This window comes from Streptomyces coelicoflavus (assembly GCF_045041415.1).
In the GTDB taxonomy this organism is placed as follows: Bacteria; Actinomycetota; Actinomycetes; order Streptomycetales; family Streptomycetaceae; genus Streptomyces; species Streptomyces coelicoflavus.
Window position 1 is genome coordinate 5,872,307 of the sequence record NZ_CP108218.1, and the last position, 14,866, is coordinate 5,887,172.

The window sequence follows — 14,866 nt, forward strand, 5'->3', positions numbered from 1 at the left end:
CCGTACTCCTGTCAGAGGTTGCGGGAGATGGAGTTGTACTTCTCCATCACGTAGTAGAGCCCCATTCTCTTCTTGGCCTCCTCGTAGGCGACGTCGCCGGGACCCTGGTAGCGGCGCAGGACCTCGTAGATCTCCTGGTCCGTGTAGCCCAGGGTGGGCTGGCGCAGGGCCGGTGAGTCGTCGTCGCCGCCGGGCTTGCCGTCGATGTCCCAGCGGTGGATCAGCGCGACGCTGGTCAGGGCGTACGTCTCGCTGTCGTACGCCTGCTTCCACGCGTTGTACTTGTCCTCGTCCACCGACACGTCCCGGCGCGGCTGACCCGACCCGTACCCCTTGTCCAGCGCGTGGTTCCAGGCGCCGATGAGGGTGACGGCGCGCTGCTTGGCGATGCCGGTGGAGGTGTCCCGGATGTACTGCCGGGTCGTGTTGAAGGCCAGGATGACCGCGGCCCAGGCCGCCTCGTCGTCCGGGGAGATGTGCCGCATCTCCCAGTAGGCGGTGGTCTGGATCAGCGCCTTGCGCATGTTGTGCCGGTTCGACAGCTCCGTGATCAGGTCGTCGTGCGCGGTGACGGTGCGCTCGAAGCACTTCCAGTGCTGGTACGACCGCAGTCCCCCGTCGAGGGGGAAGCCGAGGGACTCCATGTACTTGCCGACGTCGGTCTCCATGGCCGTCGTGACGTCGGGGCTGAGACGGGTGTCGGGCTTGACGCCGCGCGGCGGGTCGAAGGACCCCTGGCCGCTGTCCCGTCCGGAGGCGATGTTGACGTCGATGTTGATGGAGCCGCTGCCGGAGCCGACGGTCTTGGTGACGATCTGGTCGTAGGCCCAGTTCGCGGGCAGCGGGTAACCGAAGTTCCCGGAGAACCCGGAGGACATGTCGGACACGAACGACGCCGACGCGTGCCCGGCGTCGGACACGCGCGTGCACACGTTGCGCGGGCCGTACACGCCGACCGTGTACCGGTTGCCGTCGTCGCGCATCGCGTCCTCGATGCCCTTGAAGTGCGGCAGGACGCTGTCGGTGACCTCGTAGTCGTACGCGTCGAAGTCGACGGCGAAGAAGATCCTGGCCCCGGACCTGAACCCGTGGTCGAGGGCGGCGTTGATCGCGGCCTGGCCCGCGGCGCGCCCCAGCGGATAGCTGAAGTCGCTCGCGCCCCGGCCGAAGGTCTGGTAGATCGGGAAGCAGCGCATGCCCTCGTCGGCGATGGTCTGCAACTCCCCGGACTGGATCTCCTTCTCGGGCACCGTGCCGCCGCCCGGGACCGGGTTGGTGAGGTAGCGCCCCACGATCGTGATCCCCTCCGCCTTGAGGGCCTTGGCCCGGTCGGGGGTGATCCGGGTGACGCCGTCACAGGCGGAGCCCTTGCGGTCCTGGTCGCCGTACGACACCAGCAGCGACGCCCAGGTGGAGAAGTCGCCCTGTCCCGTCACCGGGAGCTTGGCGAACGACTGGAAGGAGCGGACGGCGTCGGCGAGCGCCGAGGTGAAGGTGCCGCCGAACGACACGGGCCGCGCGTTGAGCAGCATGCCCGCGGTGAAGAGCTGCACCCAGGTGCCGGACGATCCCACCGACAGCGTGTGCGCCTTGATCCCGGACTTGGTGCCCGGCCCGAAGTTGCCGTTGGCCACGCCGTCGGCCATACCGATCGTGTACTGCACCGCGTAGAGCATGGCCGTGGCGACGGTCCGGGAGTGGTGCCCGTCGCAGGGCACGATGTAGAAGTCCCGGCGGTTGACGAACTCGCCGTTCATCCACTGCTGGACGGCTCTGATCTGCTCGGAGCCGCCGTTGACGGTGACGTACGGGTCCATGTTCAGCAGGCCCTTGAAGACCTTCGGGACCACGTCACCGCCGGGGTAGGCGAAGTCGACACCCATGTCCGACTTCAGCGACAGCACCGAGTCCTGGACCCGCTCGCTGTACGTCCCGTCGATGCCGCCGCCGTCGTACCCCTTGCAGTACAGGCCGGCCTGCACGATCCGGACGATGTTCTCGGGGGCGCCGGAGGCGTGGATGTTCGGGTACTTCGACTGGAGCGTGGAGAGCGTCGTGGGGCCGAAGTTGTTCGACAGGCCGGAGATGCCCAGCTCGTACTGGAGCGCCCGGGTCAGGGCGTACATCACGGTCCAGCTCGTCTGGCCGTTCTCGTCGAGCCTCGATATGCCCAGCTTGGCGCCGTCGTCGTACGTGGTGTTGATGAACTGCTGCGCTGCGCGCACCATCTCGTCAGCCATGGGCCGGCTTCCTCTCGGACGGAGGGCGCCGCCACCCGGGCCCGAGTGAGGCCGCGCTCGACCGGCGCGAGTCGGGCAGAGGTGGTGCGTGCCCGCCGCGGTCGTGTGTCAGGGGGTGACCTGTTGCGAGTGCCTGAGGCGCACACACTTTAGGCACACGAAGATCACACGGCCCAGGGTGCGGCTCATGGTTGGCGCAATTGCGCACGCCTACGCGTCACTTGTGGGTGGTGCGGGCCCAGTCGACGAAGGTGGTGAAGACGGCGGGGGCGAGGGCGAGGGTCGGGCCCGCCGGGGTTTTGGAGTCGCGTACGGCGACGGTGGCGTGGGGGGTCTCGGCAACCTCCAGGCACTCGCCGCCCTGGTCGCCGCTGTAGCTGGACTTACGCCACTGGATCGTCGTCGGTATCGCCTTGCTCACCACAGCGTTCCTCCATCACCCGGCGGATCAGTGCCGCCGAGTCCCTGAGAGAGAGTGCGGCGGCCCGGAGGTGATCGTAACGGAGCGAACAGTCCTTGACCGTGTCCGGGTTGGCGGTCGGATGCCCGGCACCGTACCCCTCCGTGTAGACGATGGCTGGGTCCCGAACGAAGCGAAAGAGGGTGAATGAGCCTTGGAGTCCCGGATGGGCTCCCACCGAGAACGGCAGCACCTGGACATTGATCCGGGGATTGTTCTCGAACGACAACAGGTGGGCCAGTTGCCCGCGCATCGTCTCCCGGCCACCGATCTCCTGGTGGAGCGCGGCCTCGCTGAGGACCGTCCAGAAGACCGGCGGCTCCTCCTTCTCGAAGATGCGCTGGCGGGCGAGCCGTACCGCGGTGCGGTCGTCGAGGTCGTACGGATCGAGTGTGCCGAGCACAGCCCGGACGTAGGCGTCGGTCTGGAGCAGGCCGTGGATCATGTGCGTCTGGAAGGTGCAGATCTCGGCCGCCCGCCCCTCCAACTCGGCCACTTGTTGGAACCAGGCCGGCACCTGACTGCGCATCACCAGGTCGACGAGTCGGGACAGTAACCCGCCCGTGCCCAGCGCAGCGTCCACCCGTTCGCTGAACTCCGGCGTCGGCAGTTTCCGTGCCGTCTCGATCTGGCCGACCAACGAGCCGGTGTAGTTGACGATGTCGCCGAGCTGCCGTTGGGTCAGGCCGGCGGCCTCCCGGTGGCGGCGCAGCTCGAAGCCGTAGTAGTCGAGCGGCGAGGCGCCCGGGTCAAGGACGTTGATGTGGGTCACGCACAGCCCCCTTCGCGCACAACTCGGTCCACTGGGGCACCGGTTGTATCCGTTCCGTAGCCCACGGTAGTCGTCCGACGTCAGGCTCGTGCCGTGAACGAATACTTTCCCTCGGTCCTCGTGGGCCACCCCCTGGCAGACCAGTACCGGATGAGCTTCACCGCCGGCGCGCACTCGGCTGGGCACGTCCGCCGCATCGTCCGCTCGTACCTGTGCGAGTGGGACCTGGCCGAGCTGACCGACGCGGTGGAACTCGGCGTCACCGAGCTGCTGGCGAACGTCGTGCGCCATGTCCCGGACCGGCGCTGCGTGTTGCTGCTGCTGCGCCGGGCGGGCGGGGTCCGGGTGGAGGTGGCGGACGGGAGTCCCCGGCAGCCCGTACCGTCGGCGTGGGTGAGCGACGACGCGGAGGGCGGCCGGGGGCTGGTGCTGCTGGAGGCGGTGGCCGACAAGTGGGGTGTCGCGCCGGGCGCCGGGGGCGGCAAGACGGTCTGGTTCGAGTGCGGGGGCGGGGGTGGCTCCGCCCCCGCCTAGAGCTTCGCGAGGAAGGGGTCCATCGCCGCCCAGGTCGTGTCCGGGGCTTCGAGGTGGGGGAGGTGTCCGGCTTCCGGGACCTCGGTGAACCGCGCGCCGGGTATCGCGCGGGCAACGGCCCGCCCGTAGGCCGGCGTGACGATCCGGTCGCTCTCGCCCCACACCACGAGTGCAGGGATGCCCACCGCGCCGAGCCGGCCGAGCAGCGTCGGATCGCTCATGCTCCGGCCCGCGACGGCGGCGATGGTGCGTCCGTTCGCCTGCTGGATCGCGCGCTGCTCGTCGGTGAGGCGGGCCGGGTCGAGGTAGCCGCGCTCCGGGTGGTGCCAGGCGGCCTCGGCGAGCCCGCGGGCGTCGAGGGCGAAGAAGTCCGCGACGGGTTCGCCGTCCACCACCGCACCGACGCCGTCGATGACGACCACGGCCCCGAGTACTCCCGCACAGCGGTCGTCGGCGGCGGCCTGCACCGCGATTTCGAGAGCGACCCAGCCACCGATCGAGGATCCGATCAGCACGACGTCGCGCTCGTCGTGCTCGCGCAGGCGCGCGAGGTAGGCGGCCGCGAGCTGGGCGACCGAGGCGATGGAGTCGGGGCGCGCCGTGCCCTCCCAGCCGGGATGCGTGGGTGCGAACGTGTGCAGCGTGGCTGCGAGGTGGTCTACGAGCGGTGCGACGGTCCGGGGTCCCCCGCCACCGTGCAGCACGAGTGCCGTGCGTGATGCGGGGGAGCCGGCCTGGAGGGCGGGAAGGCCCTCGACGAGAGAGATGTTCGTGGCGTCCATGGCGCTCCCTGCATATCAATATGTTTATATACGAGTGTTGATACGGTACCACCATGACGACCGACCTGGAGGTGCTCGGGCTGGCGATCAAACGCGCCCAGTACCGCAACCACCGTGCGATGGACGCCGCGCTGCGCGAGATCGGGGTCAGCCTCGTCCAGTGGGACGCTCTGCGCGCCGTCGAGCGGATGCCCGGAGCCTCCGGACACGAACTCGCCGTCGCGACGTTCCAGAGCGACCAGGCGTTCGGCACCCTCGCGAACCGGCTCGTGGAGCGCGGGCTCATCACCCGGTCCGCAGGCCGTGGGCGCCGCCTCGATCACGCGCTCACCGAGTCGGGCCGGGAAGCACTCGCGGAGGGCCGGAAGTTGGCGACCGGCGTCCTGGAGGACCTCTTCGCACCTCTCGACGAGGCACAACGGGCGCAACTGCTCCGAGCGCTCCGGGATCTCACCGATGGACACCGGGCCGGGGGCTGAGGCCGCGCCACCACAGGAAGGTGGGAAGGGCGCTCAGCGTCATACCGGCCGCGCCGATCCACAAGGTCGCCGTCGCACCGAACGCGGCCCCGGACGCCCCGCCCATGAGCCCGCCGAGCGGAACGCCGCCCGAGGAGACGAACCGGGCCGTCGCGGCCATCCGGCCCAGGAGCCGGTCCGGAGTGAGGGACTGCTGGAGGCTCGACTGGGCCACCACGCGGACGACGCCGCCCAGGGAGAGCGCGGCGAGCCCGACGGCGCCCCCGTAAAGGGGCCAGCCCGGGTGCGCCAACGGCATGAGTACGGCCAACGGGCAAGTGACCAGCGTGGCCAGCCAGATGACCGGGCGCTGTCCGATCCGCCGCGCCAGCGTGGTGGCCGCCAACGCGCCCAGCAGGGCGCCGCACCCCATGCCCGACAGAACGAGTCCGATGCCGAAGGGCCCCAGGCCCACGGTGCGCTCCAGGAAGACCAGCAGCATCGTCTGGTACATCACCAGGGAAAGGTTGAACAGCGCGTCCGAGATCATGATGGCGCGCAGGGCGGGACGATGGAGGACGAAGCGCAGCCCCTCCGTGATCTCCGTCCTGAGGCGGGGCCTCTCCGACGTCGGCCTCGGGTTCTCTTCCCGCCTGCGGATCGTGGCCGCGAAGAGGCCGGACATGGTCATTCCGGCGGAACTCGCCAGGAGCGTCGCCGGAGCCCCCACCAGACCGACGAGAGGCCCCGCCACCGCCGGGCCGCCGATGCTGGTCACCGAGCGGATCGCCGAGAGCTTCGCGTTGCCCTCCACGAGCTTGTCGCGTCCCACCAGATGCGGCAGGTAGCTGACGTGTGCGACGTCGAAGAACACGGTCAGCACCCCGTGCAGCAGGGCCACGGCGTACAGCAGCCGGACGCTGAGCAGGTCGGCCCACCAGGCGAGCGGGATCGTCAGGAGGGCCGCCGCGCGCAGGAGGTCGGTGCCGATCAGCACGGTCCTCTTCCGCATCCGGTCGACCCATGCCCCGGCCGGGAGCCCGACCAGCAGCGAGCCCGCCGTGGTCGTCGCGGTCAGCAGCCCGACCTGGAACTCGTCGGCGTGCAGGGTCGCGATCGCCACCAGCGGCAAGGTCAGGAAGATGATCCGGTCGCCCAGCTGACCGAGTGCGGTGGCGGCGAAGAGGCGGCCGAAGTCCCGGTCGTTGAGGAGTCCGAGCCGGTGAGACCCGGGCATGCCTATCGTCCGGCGGTGGTGCGGGCGGGGCGCTCCACTCCGAACTCGTAGACCACCTCGCGGTACCGGTCCGGGACGACCATGTCCGCCGTCTCCACGGGGCGACGCACGGTGTCGTACATGGTCCGCTCGATCAGGAGAACGAGGTCCCCCGGGCCGACGCCGAGCAGGTTCGCCTGCTCCCGGGTGGCGCGGGCCGGGCGCGGCACCTCGACGACCGTGTCGACGACGATCCCGAGGGAACGCATCCGCTCGACCACCCCCTGGCCGGCCAGGGGCCCGGACTCGGGCAGCGCGACCGGGGTCCCCTTGGTGAGGGCCAGGGGCTCCCAGGACTCGGAGAGCTGGACGGGCTGCCCACCGGCGAGGAACTCGTACCGCGTGGTGACACAGAGGTCGCCGGGCGCGATGCCCAGCCGCTCGGCGATCCCCTCCGGCGCGGGGACGCCCACCCGGCTCTCCGCGTCCCAGGAGTCGGCCCCGCCCCGCTCCCGCGCGTCGGCGCCGTGAGGACGCCCGCCCGTCCGCTCCCGGTGCCGAGAGCGGACCAGACGCAGGCGCTCACGTGGGCTGCGGACGTACGTGCCCGAGCCCGCACGCCCTTCGAGGAGCCCGTCGACGACCAGCCGGTCCACCGCCCGCTGTACGACGTTGCGCCCGACCCCGTACTCCTCGGCGAGCCGCGCCCGCGACGGCAGCCGCGCCCCGGTCTCCCACTCTCCGGCGAGAACCCGCGTCCGCAGCACGTCGGCCAGTGCGAGGTAGGGCGCCTGACGGGGCATGGGTGGACCTCCGGTCGCTTCCGGTCGTTTCGGGGATGCCGGAAAGCTACTGCACGGCCCGAAAGCTGATGGAGCAGCAAGCGCGTCAAGCGGCCTCCGGCCGTGTATACGTCGACGTATACTGCGGGTATGGGTGATGCGATGATCCGGGTCCCGGCCGAGGTGCGGGACCGGTTGGCAGTGATCGCGGAGGCGCAGGGGACGTCTATTCGATCACTGGTGCAGGAGTTCGCGGAGTCGACGCTGACGGAGGAAGAGCGCCTGGAGCGCGCCGAGCGGACGCGCGCCTACCTGGCCGAGAACTTCGGGGTCGAGGTGGACGACGAAGAGAGCGCGGTGATGGGACGCAGGCTCCGGGATGCTTTTGCCCGGCAGCAGAGTGATGCCGCGTGATCCTGCACCACTTGGTCCTCGACACGCCCACGCTAGTGGCGCTGTCGGGCAATCGGCAGGTGTCCGCTCTCGTCCACCGGGCGAACTTCGAGACGGAGACCCGTTTGTGGGTGCCGGCCCTTTCCGTTCTGGAGGCGGAGAGCGAGCTTCTCGGCATCGCCGAACACGTCGGGCAGTTGGACGTGATGCACACCGTCGACCTCGACTACCCGGCAGTGCTCGCGATCGCAGAGCTGAGCCGTGACGGCGTGCCGCCAGGGATCGGCGCGGCGATCCACGCGGCTCGGCACCTGCCCGAGTGGGGCGCGGACGCGCTGATCGCCACGGTGGCTACGAAGGCGTACGAGGGGCGGGGCCTGCCCGTACTGGACCTGAACCGCTGACGCCGGGGCAGTACCAGCCGCTGGACTGCCAGAAGCTCCACGCGTCGCAGGCGCTGCCGTAGCGGTGGCCCGCCCGTCGGCCGGACCCCGGCTACGAAGCCGCTTCGTGGGTGAAGCGGCTCACGTGGGGCGGCTCACCCCGTCGCCCTTCTCGAACGTGACCGGTGCCTCGAAGGCCGCCCTGCGGGTGGCGCGGCGCAGGGCCTTGAGGAGCGGGGTGCCGAGGGCCAGGGTCAGGACGACCGTCATGGCGGCGCGGCCCCCGTCCCAGCCCAGCGACGTGGCCAGGCAGTAGGAGAGGAAGCGGGCCAGGTTGTCCGCGATCGACGCGTCCGGGTCGAAGGCGATGTTCGAGGAGAGCGTGTTCATGAACGTCCAGCCCGCCAGGTTCATCACCGTGCCGTAGGCGAAGGCCGCCAGGAAGCCGTACGCCGCGAGCATCAGCAGCTCCGCGCGGCCGCGCAGCCGGTCGGGGCCCGGCAGCAGGCCCGCGCCCATCGTGAACCAGCCCATCGCCAGCATCTGGAACGGCATCCACGGCCCCACCCCGCCCGTCAGCAGCGCGGACGCGAACATCGTGATCGAGCCGAGGACGAAGCCGAAACCGGGGCCCAGGACCCGGCCGCTGAGGACCATGAGGAAGAACATCGGCTCCAGGCCCGCCGTCCCCGCGCCGATGGGACGCAGGGCCGCGCCCGCCGCCGCCAGCACGCCGAGCATGGCCACGGCCTTCGGACCGAGGCCCGACTCCGAGATCGTCGCCGCCACCACCGCCACCAGCAGCACCAGCACGCCCGCGAACAGCCACGGCGCGTCCTGCGCGTGCGCGTTCAGCGACGCGTCCGGCGGGGCCAGGAAGGGCCAGCCGAAGCCCGCCACGCCCACCGCGCTGACCAGTACGAGTGCGGCGACCGAGCGAGGGCCCAGGCGGACCGCGCGGGCCTGGCGCTGGGGAGGGGTGCCGCCGGTCATGCCAGGGCCTCCCGTACCTGCGCGACCGTCAGCCACTTGCGCGGGGCCAGCACCTTCGCGACCTGCGGGGCGTACGACGGGGAGGCCACCACCACGTCCGCCGCCGGGCCGTCGGCGATGACCTCGCCCTCGGCGAGCAGCACGACGCGGTGGGCCAGCTCGGCGGCCAGTTCCACGTCGTGCGTGGCCAGCACGATCGCGTGGCCCGCGGCGGCCAGGGCGCGCAGCATGCCGGCCAGGCGGGCCTTCGCCGCGTAGTCCAGGCCGCGCGTCGGCTCGTCCAGGAGGAGGAGCGGCGGGCGGGCGGTCAGGACGACGGACAGGGCGAGGGTGAGGCGCTGGCCCTCCGAGAGGTCCCGGGGGTGGGTGTCGTCCGTGATGCCGGGGAGCAGGTCCGACAGCAGCGCGCGGCAGGTGCCGGGCGCCGCCTCCGCGTCCCGGTCGGCTGCCGCGCACTCGGCGGCGACCGTGTCGGCGTACAGCAGGTCGCGCGGCTCCTGCGGGACCAGGCCGACGCGCCGTACGAGGTCGCGCGGCGCAGTGCGGTGCGGTACGGCGTCCCCGGCGCGGACCGAACCCGCCGACGGTTCGACGAGGCCGACCAGCGCGGACAGCAGGGTGGACTTTCCGGCGCCGTTGCGGCCCATCAGGGCGACCGTCTCGCCGGGGGAGACGGTCAGGTCGACGTGGCGCAGGGCCTGGACGCGGTCGCGGCGCACGGCGAGGGAGCGGACCTCGGCGGCGTACGGGGTGGGCGCCGGGGGAGTCTCCGGGTGCTTCCTGCGGCGGCGCCAACGGGAGGTGACGGGGCGCGGGGCGGGCGGCGCGGGGAGCGTGGCGGACGGTGACGGGGTGCGGTCCGGGATCTCCCGGCCGGCCAGGCGCTCGCGCAGGGGCGCGGCCCGGCGGCGGGCGTCCCGGATCGTCAGCGGCAGCGGGGACCAGCCCGCCAGCCTGCCCAGGTCCACCACCGGCGGGTACACCGGGGACACGGCCATCACGTCCGCCGGAGCGCCGAGGAGCGGTGCCTCGCCGGGGGCCGGGAGCAGGACGACCTGGTCGGCGTACTGGATGACCCGCTCCAGGCGGTGCTCGGCCATCAGGACGGTCGTACCGAGGTCGTGGACCAGGCGCTGGAGGACGGCCAGGACCTCCTCGGCGGCGGCGGGGTCCAGGGCGGAGGTCGGCTCGTCCAGGACCAGGACCTCGGGGTGCGGGGTGAGCACCGAGCCGATGGCGACCCGCTGCTGCTGTCCGCCGGAGAGCGTGGCGATCGGGCGGGAGCGCAGGTCGGACAGGCCCAGGAGGTCCAGGGTCTCCTCGACGCGGCGGCGCATCACGTCCGGGGCGAGACCGAGGGACTCCATGCCGTAGGCCAGTTCGTCCTCGACGGTGTCCGTCACGAAGTGGGAGAGCGGGTCCTGGCCGACCGTGCCGACGACGTCGGCGAGTTCGCGCGGCTTGTGGGTGCGGGTGTCGCGGCCGGCCACGGTGACCCGGCCGCGCAGGGTGCCGCCGGTGAAGTGCGGGACCAGGCCGCCGACCGCGCCGAGGACCGTGGACTTGCCGACGCCGGAGGGGCCCGCGAGCAGGACGAGTTCGCCTTCCGGCACCTCGAAGTCGACGCCCCGGACGGTGGGTTCGGCCGCACCGTCGTACGTGACCGACACGTCCTCGAAGCGGATCACGACGGCTCCTTGCTGGATGGGGGCTCGGGTGCGGGGGTGACGAACGCCGGGAGCAGGCCGACGAGTACGGCCGCCGCGGGCCAGAGCGGGAGGGTGGGCGCGGTCAGCGGGATCACGCCCGGGTGCAGCGCCGCCGGGTCGCGGGCGGCGGCGAGGAAGAGCAGGGCGGCGACCGTCGCGCCGGACGCGGTGACCAGCCAGGCGCGGGCGTCCCAGCGGTCCGGGCGGTAGCGGGTGCGGACCGTGCGCCGGCCGCCGAGCCACAGGCCCGCGACGGCGGCGGCGACACCGGCCAGGAGCACGGGGATGCCGTACGTGCCGCCCGCGGCGGTCAGCAGCCCGTACGTGCCGGCGCAGACGCCGAGCAGGCCGCCCAGGGTCAGGGCGGCGGTCGTACGGCGGACACGGGCGGGGACCTGGGCGGTACGACCGTAGCCGCGGGCGTCCATCGCGGCGGCGAGGGCGACGGAGCGTTCCAGGGCGCCCTCCAGGACGGGGAGCCCCACCTGGAGCAGGCCGCGTACGCCCCGGTCCGGGCGGCCGCGCAGGCGGCGGGCGGCGCGCAGGCGGTGGACGTCGGCGATGAGGTTCGGGGCGAAGGTGAGGGCGACGACGACGGCCACGCCCATCTCGTACAGGGCGCCGGGGAGGGACTTGAGGAGGCGGGAGGGGTTGGCGAGGGCGTTCGCGGCGCCGACGCAGATGAGGAGCGTGGCGAGCTTCATCGCGTCGTACAGCGCGAAGGTGAGGCCCTCCGCGGTGACCCGGCCGCCGAGGCGGATGCCCTGCGCCCAGTCGGGGAGGGGGACTTCGGGGAGGGTGAGGAGGGTGTGGGTGCCGGGGATGGGGGAGCCGAGGAGGGTGGTGAAGAGGAGGCGGATGAGGAGGACGGCGAGGGCGAGTTTGACGAAGGCGCCGTAGGAGCGGGACCAAGGGGCGTGGGGGCGGCGGGTGATGACGACGTAGGCGGAGACCGTGATGAGGAGGGCGAGGAGGAGGGGGTTGGTGGTGCGGGTGGCGGCGGTGCCGAGGGACAGGGCCCAGAGCCACCAGGCGCCGGGGTGCAGGGCGGTTGCCCGGTGCCGATGGGGGGCGGCGGGGGTGGGGGCGCTTGCCCGCGCTGACGGGGTGCCGCCTGCGCCCACCCGTGCCGCCCCAGCGGCACGACTGCCCGCAGGAGCAGCGGCCCCGGCGGCACGACTGCCCGCAGCATTAACCGGCTGCATTCCTGCGCCGCCTTGACTGCCAGGCGCCTGCGGCGGCCAGGGCTGCCACGACGCCGATGCCCGCGTAGAGGCCGATCGACGGGCCGTCCTCGTCGCTCTCGTCCTCCGTGGCCTTCGGGGCGGCCGAGGCGCTGGAGTCCTCCTTCTGCGACACCTGCTCCCCGCAGCCCGACTTCGGGTAGCCCGCGATCGCGCACAGGAGGGCGTTGGTGTTGTAGCGGAGAGGGTCGGCGACGGCGGCCAGGGCGTCGGCCGTCGTGGCGTCGGGGGAGAGCTGGGCGCAGGCGGTGCGCGGGGCGGGCGGGGTCTCGCCGGACGGGGCGTCGGGGGCCGTGCCGAAGTCGAGGACCAGCGCCACCCGCTTGCTGCCCTCCTCGGCCGGTGTCTTCGCGCAGATCGACGCGAAGTCCGCGGTGCCGCGCGGCTGGGCCGCGTCGCCCGAGTTCTCGCTCACCGCGAAGCGGAAGCCCTGCACGTCGCCGTCGGAGGGGCGGGCCGTGGACGGGCCCTGGGTGGCGTAGACCCACTTGCCGCCGTCGCGGTCCCAGAAGGACCAGTAGCGGTATCCGGCGGCCTGCGCCTGGCCCGCGGTCCCGATCAGGAGGAACGCGGCCAGGACGAGGAGGACGGCGCGGCGGGTCACGGCTGCTGCTTCTTGTTGCGGTTGCTCAGCAGGAAACCGACGCCGATGCCGAAGACGAGGCAGACGCCGACGAACCACCAGACACCGAAGGGGGAGTCGTCGTCCTTCTTCTCCGCCTCGTCCGCGTCGCTCGCGGTGGCCGTGTCCTTGGCGGTCGTGCCCTGCGGGGCGGGTCCCGTCGCGTTCAGCTTCTCCACCAGGTCCGTGCCGCCGAAGGCGCGCGGGTCGGTGCCCGTGGCGTGGGCGGCGAAGATCAGCTGGGCGTAGGCGGCCGGGCCGCTCTCCGCGGCCCACTTCGCGGCGTTCTTCTCCAGCCAGGCCAGCGGCTCGGCCGCCCGGTCGGCGCCGCCCTGCGCGGCGAGGGCGACGACGGCGTCGGCGGTGTTGCCGTAGTCGGGCTGGTCGGCGGAGCCGCCGAGGGCGGAGACGAGGTGGCCGTCCTTGGCGAGCGCGTCGGCGAGGTGGGCGGCGCCGTTGGCGGCGGCCTGCTCGCGGGTCGGCTCGTCCGCGTCGGAGCAGGTGGCCGCCTTGGCCTTCGCGCCGGATCCGGCTTCGGTGACCAGGCCCTTGCCGAGCGAGCCGAGGACACCGGCGGCGGTGGCGTCCGCGTTGGGGAGCAGCTTGCCGTCCTTGTCGGGCTGGAAGGCGAAGGCGCCCGCGCCCTTGTCCTTCGCGCAGGGCAGGGCGAACGTCAGCAGGGCGTCGTAGGGGGACTTGCCGCCCTTCCGGACGTCCTCGGGGTTCGTCTCCGTGGCGGTCAGGGCGCCGACGACGACGGAGGTGGAGTTGGCGTCGCTGGGGGTGCCGGGGCTGTAGCCCCAGCCGCCGTCCTCGTTCTGCACGGACTTCAGCCAGCCGAGGGCGTCCTCGACGACGTCGCCGTGCCCGCCGACGGCCCACAGGGCCTGGACGGCGGCGGCCGTGCTGTTGGTGTCGACCATGGTCTTGGCGTCGCAGGCCTTGGCGGGGTCGGCGCGGAAGGGGCCGAAGGAGCCGTTCGCGCACTGCTGGTCCGTGAGCCACTTCACGGCCTTGGAGGACGGGACGACGCCCGCGGTGTCCTGCGCGAGCAGCGCGAGGGACTGGCGCCAGACACCGTCGTACTGCGGGTCGGTGGTCCCGTACAGCCCGGACGGCGTGGACGGGGGCGCGGAGGCGGACGGCGACGGATCGGCGGCGACCGCGGGCGCGGCGGCGGCGCCGATCACGGCTATGGCGGCCAGAGCCGCGGCGCTGCTGCGACGGCGGACGTTCATGATCGGCGGGTGCCTTTCCCTGTGCGGGGCCTGGCAGCACGGGGCACCCCCGGCGGCTCGGCCCGTATGCCTCGACGGTGCCCGTGCACCGGCGGGCGCCGGGCACGTGAGCCGGTCACATCCGCGCGGGGCAGTCCGGCTCACCGTCCGCGAGCCCGGGCGGGCTCGGCGGGCGGTTCACGGTTGCGGGTCAGCGCCGGAATTGCACCGGCTTCCCCCCGTACGGGTGATGACGACGCCGCCACTTTACCCGCCCGCCGGGCCGGGGCCGAGGGGCGGCCGGGAGGGAGGGAGCGGCCGGGAGGCGGTGGCGGCCGGGCCGGGCGGCCGCTCTCAGGGGCGCGCCGTCCGCTCTCCCGGGCCGGCGTCCGTCAGGTCGATCAGGCGGCAGACCGTTTCGATGTCCACCCGCACCTGGGCGAGGGAGGTGCGGCCGGCGAGCCAGGTGATCAGGGTGGAGAGCCAGGTGTGCTCGACGACCCGGACCGCGGAGAGCTGCTCCGGGGTCGGGTTGTCCAGGCCGCCCATCGCGTCCAGGATGATCGCCGTCGTCTGCCGGGAGACCTGGTCGACCTCCGGGGAGACGCTGCGGTCGGCGAAGGTCAGGGCGCGGGCCATCGCCTCGGCCAGCCGGGGTTCGCGCTGCAGTGCGCCGAAGGCCCGCATCAGGGTCTGCGCCACCCGGTCCGCCGCCGTCTCGCCGGTGGGCGGGCTCTTGCGCAGGGTGCCGTGCAGCCGCTCCAGTTGGTCGTGCATGGTGGCGACGAGCAGGTGGACCTTGGAGGGGAAGTAGCGGTACAGGGTGCCGAGGGCGACCTGCGAGGACTCCGCGACCTCGCGCATCTGCACCGCCTCGAAGCCGCCCCGGCAGGCCAGCTGGGCGGTCGCGTGCAGGATGCGGCCGCGGCGCTCCCGCTGCCGCTCGGTGAGGGGCGGGGTGGTGGCACGGTGCGCCGCGCCCGGTGCCCGTGTCGCCCGCTCGTCCGCCTCGGTCACCCGCTCCCCCTCCCGCCGTGCTCCCGCCGTGCTCCCGCCGTGGC

At 72.7% G+C, this 14,866-nt stretch carries 16 protein-coding genes and 1 riboswitch; of the genes, 4 read left to right on the forward strand and 12 right to left on the reverse strand.

Annotated elements, in window-relative coordinates:
* Positions 1-11 precede the first annotated feature (11 nt).
* The 3 genes from OHA99_RS26160 to OHA99_RS26170 form a co-directional block, all read right to left on the reverse strand.
* On the reverse strand, positions 12-2,240 hold the full coding sequence (locus OHA99_RS26160) for a glycoside hydrolase domain-containing protein (protein WP_153180088.1): 2,229 nt from the start codon (positions 2,238-2,240) through the stop codon (positions 12-14).
* A gap of 217 nt (positions 2,241-2,457) precedes the next feature.
* On the reverse strand, positions 2,458-2,661 hold the full coding sequence (locus OHA99_RS26165; RefSeq protein WP_405698095.1) for a DUF397 domain-containing protein: 204 nt from the start codon (positions 2,659-2,661) through the stop codon (positions 2,458-2,460).
* The gene (locus OHA99_RS26170) at positions 2,624-3,472 is read right to left on the reverse strand and encodes a helix-turn-helix transcriptional regulator (protein WP_153180090.1); all 849 of its coding nucleotides are present in this window, start codon (positions 3,470-3,472) and stop codon (positions 2,624-2,626) included. The genes OHA99_RS26165 and OHA99_RS26170 overlap by 38 nt, the downstream gene beginning before the upstream one ends.
* A 93-nt stretch (positions 3,473-3,565) precedes the next feature.
* On the opposite strand from OHA99_RS26170, the gene OHA99_RS26175 reads away from it, so the two are divergent.
* On the forward strand, positions 3,566-4,006 hold the full coding sequence (locus OHA99_RS26175; protein WP_153180091.1) for an ATP-binding protein: 441 nt from the start codon (positions 3,566-3,568) through the stop codon (positions 4,004-4,006).
* Here OHA99_RS26175 and OHA99_RS26180 read toward each other — a convergent pair.
* Complete coding sequence (locus tag OHA99_RS26180; RefSeq protein WP_153180092.1) at positions 4,003-4,788, reverse strand: alpha/beta fold hydrolase; 786 nt, start codon at positions 4,786-4,788, stop codon at positions 4,003-4,005. The genes OHA99_RS26175 and OHA99_RS26180 overlap by 4 nt on opposite strands.
* Before the next feature lie 53 nt (positions 4,789-4,841).
* Here OHA99_RS26180 and OHA99_RS26185 point away from each other — a divergent pair, with 53 nt between their 5' ends.
* Entirely contained in the window at positions 4,842-5,267 is a 426-nt protein-coding gene (locus tag OHA99_RS26185) for a MarR family winged helix-turn-helix transcriptional regulator (protein WP_381498425.1), read from the forward strand.
* On the opposite strand, the gene OHA99_RS26190 is transcribed toward OHA99_RS26185, so the two are convergent.
* Both OHA99_RS26190 and OHA99_RS26195 read right to left on the reverse strand, forming a co-directional pair.
* Positions 5,239-6,483, reverse strand: a complete 1,245-nt coding sequence (locus tag OHA99_RS26190; protein WP_405698097.1) for an MFS transporter — start codon at positions 6,481-6,483, stop codon at positions 5,239-5,241. The two genes, OHA99_RS26185 and OHA99_RS26190, sit on opposite strands and share 29 nt — an antisense overlap.
* Before the next feature lie 2 nt (positions 6,484-6,485).
* Positions 6,486-7,265, reverse strand: coding sequence for a GntR family transcriptional regulator (locus OHA99_RS26195; protein WP_381584608.1), 780 nt, complete (start codon positions 7,263-7,265; stop codon positions 6,486-6,488).
* A 129-nt stretch (positions 7,266-7,394) separates the two neighbouring features.
* Here OHA99_RS26195 and OHA99_RS26200 point away from each other — a divergent pair, with 129 nt between their 5' ends.
* Both OHA99_RS26200 and OHA99_RS26205 read left to right on the forward strand, forming a co-directional pair.
* A complete protein-coding gene (locus tag OHA99_RS26200) occupies positions 7,395-7,658 on the forward strand; it encodes a hypothetical protein (RefSeq protein WP_282880063.1) in 264 nt (87 codons plus the stop codon).
* A complete protein-coding gene (locus tag OHA99_RS26205; protein WP_108986892.1) occupies positions 7,655-8,041 on the forward strand; it encodes a hypothetical protein in 387 nt (128 codons plus the stop codon). The genes OHA99_RS26200 and OHA99_RS26205 overlap by 4 nt, the downstream gene beginning before the upstream one ends.
* A gap of 120 nt (positions 8,042-8,161) precedes the next feature.
* On the opposite strand, the gene OHA99_RS26210 is transcribed toward OHA99_RS26205, so the two are convergent.
* From OHA99_RS26210 to OHA99_RS26235, 6 genes are all read right to left on the reverse strand, one after another.
* Positions 8,162-9,013 (reverse strand): ECF transporter S component, encoded by an 852-nt coding sequence (locus OHA99_RS26210; RefSeq protein ID WP_153180097.1) that lies wholly within the window; start codon positions 9,011-9,013, stop codon positions 8,162-8,164.
* Positions 9,010-10,701: an ABC transporter ATP-binding protein gene (locus tag OHA99_RS26215; protein WP_165686182.1), complete on the reverse strand. Its 1,692-nt coding sequence runs from the start codon at positions 10,699-10,701 to the stop codon at positions 9,010-9,012. Before OHA99_RS26215 ends, OHA99_RS26210 begins: the two co-directional genes overlap by 4 nt.
* Positions 10,698-11,846: an energy-coupling factor transporter transmembrane component T gene (locus OHA99_RS26220; RefSeq protein ID WP_153180099.1), complete on the reverse strand. Its 1,149-nt coding sequence runs from the start codon at positions 11,844-11,846 to the stop codon at positions 10,698-10,700. Before OHA99_RS26220 ends, OHA99_RS26215 begins: the two co-directional genes overlap by 4 nt.
* Before the next feature lie 67 nt (positions 11,847-11,913).
* The gene (locus tag OHA99_RS26225; RefSeq protein WP_405698101.1) at positions 11,914-12,570 is read right to left on the reverse strand and encodes an SCO2322 family protein; all 657 of its coding nucleotides are present in this window, start codon (positions 12,568-12,570) and stop codon (positions 11,914-11,916) included.
* Entirely contained in the window at positions 12,567-13,826 is a 1,260-nt protein-coding gene (locus OHA99_RS26230) for a prenyltransferase/squalene oxidase repeat-containing protein (RefSeq protein ID WP_405698103.1), read from the reverse strand. The genes OHA99_RS26225 and OHA99_RS26230 overlap by 4 nt, the downstream gene beginning before the upstream one ends.
* A 128-nt stretch (positions 13,827-13,954) precedes the next feature.
* A riboswitch (cobalamin riboswitch) is annotated at positions 13,955-14,044 on the reverse strand.
* Between the two features lie 115 nt (positions 14,045-14,159).
* Complete coding sequence (locus tag OHA99_RS26235; RefSeq protein ID WP_153180102.1) at positions 14,160-14,822, reverse strand: TetR family transcriptional regulator; 663 nt, start codon at positions 14,820-14,822, stop codon at positions 14,160-14,162.
* Positions 14,823-14,866 lie beyond the last annotated feature (44 nt).

Bases quoted from the DNA above. Each gene is read 5' to 3' on its own strand.
- OHA99_RS26160 (WP_153180088.1), bottom strand. From the start codon at position 2,240: ATGGCTGACGAGATGGTGCGCGCAGCGCAGCAGTTCATCAACACCACG.
- OHA99_RS26180 (WP_153180092.1), bottom strand. From the start codon at position 4,788: ATGGACGCCACGAACATCTCTCTCGTCGAGGGCCTTCCCGCCCTCCAG.
- OHA99_RS26185 (WP_381498425.1), top strand. From the start codon at position 4,842: ATGACGACCGACCTGGAGGTGCTCGGGCTGGCGATCAAACGCGCCCAG.
- OHA99_RS26190 (WP_405698097.1), bottom strand. From the start codon at position 6,483: ATGCCCGGGTCTCACCGGCTCGGACTCCTCAACGACCGGGACTTCGGC.
- OHA99_RS26195 (WP_381584608.1), bottom strand. From the start codon at position 7,265: ATGCCCCGTCAGGCGCCCTACCTCGCACTGGCCGACGTGCTGCGGACG.
- OHA99_RS26200 (WP_282880063.1), top strand. From the start codon at position 7,395: ATGGGTGATGCGATGATCCGGGTCCCGGCCGAGGTGCGGGACCGGTTG.
- OHA99_RS26210 (WP_153180097.1), bottom strand. From the start codon at position 9,013: ATGACCGGCGGCACCCCTCCCCAGCGCCAGGCCCGCGCGGTCCGCCTG.
- OHA99_RS26230 (WP_405698103.1), bottom strand. From the start codon at position 13,826: ATGAACGTCCGCCGTCGCAGCAGCGCCGCGGCTCTGGCCGCCATAGCC.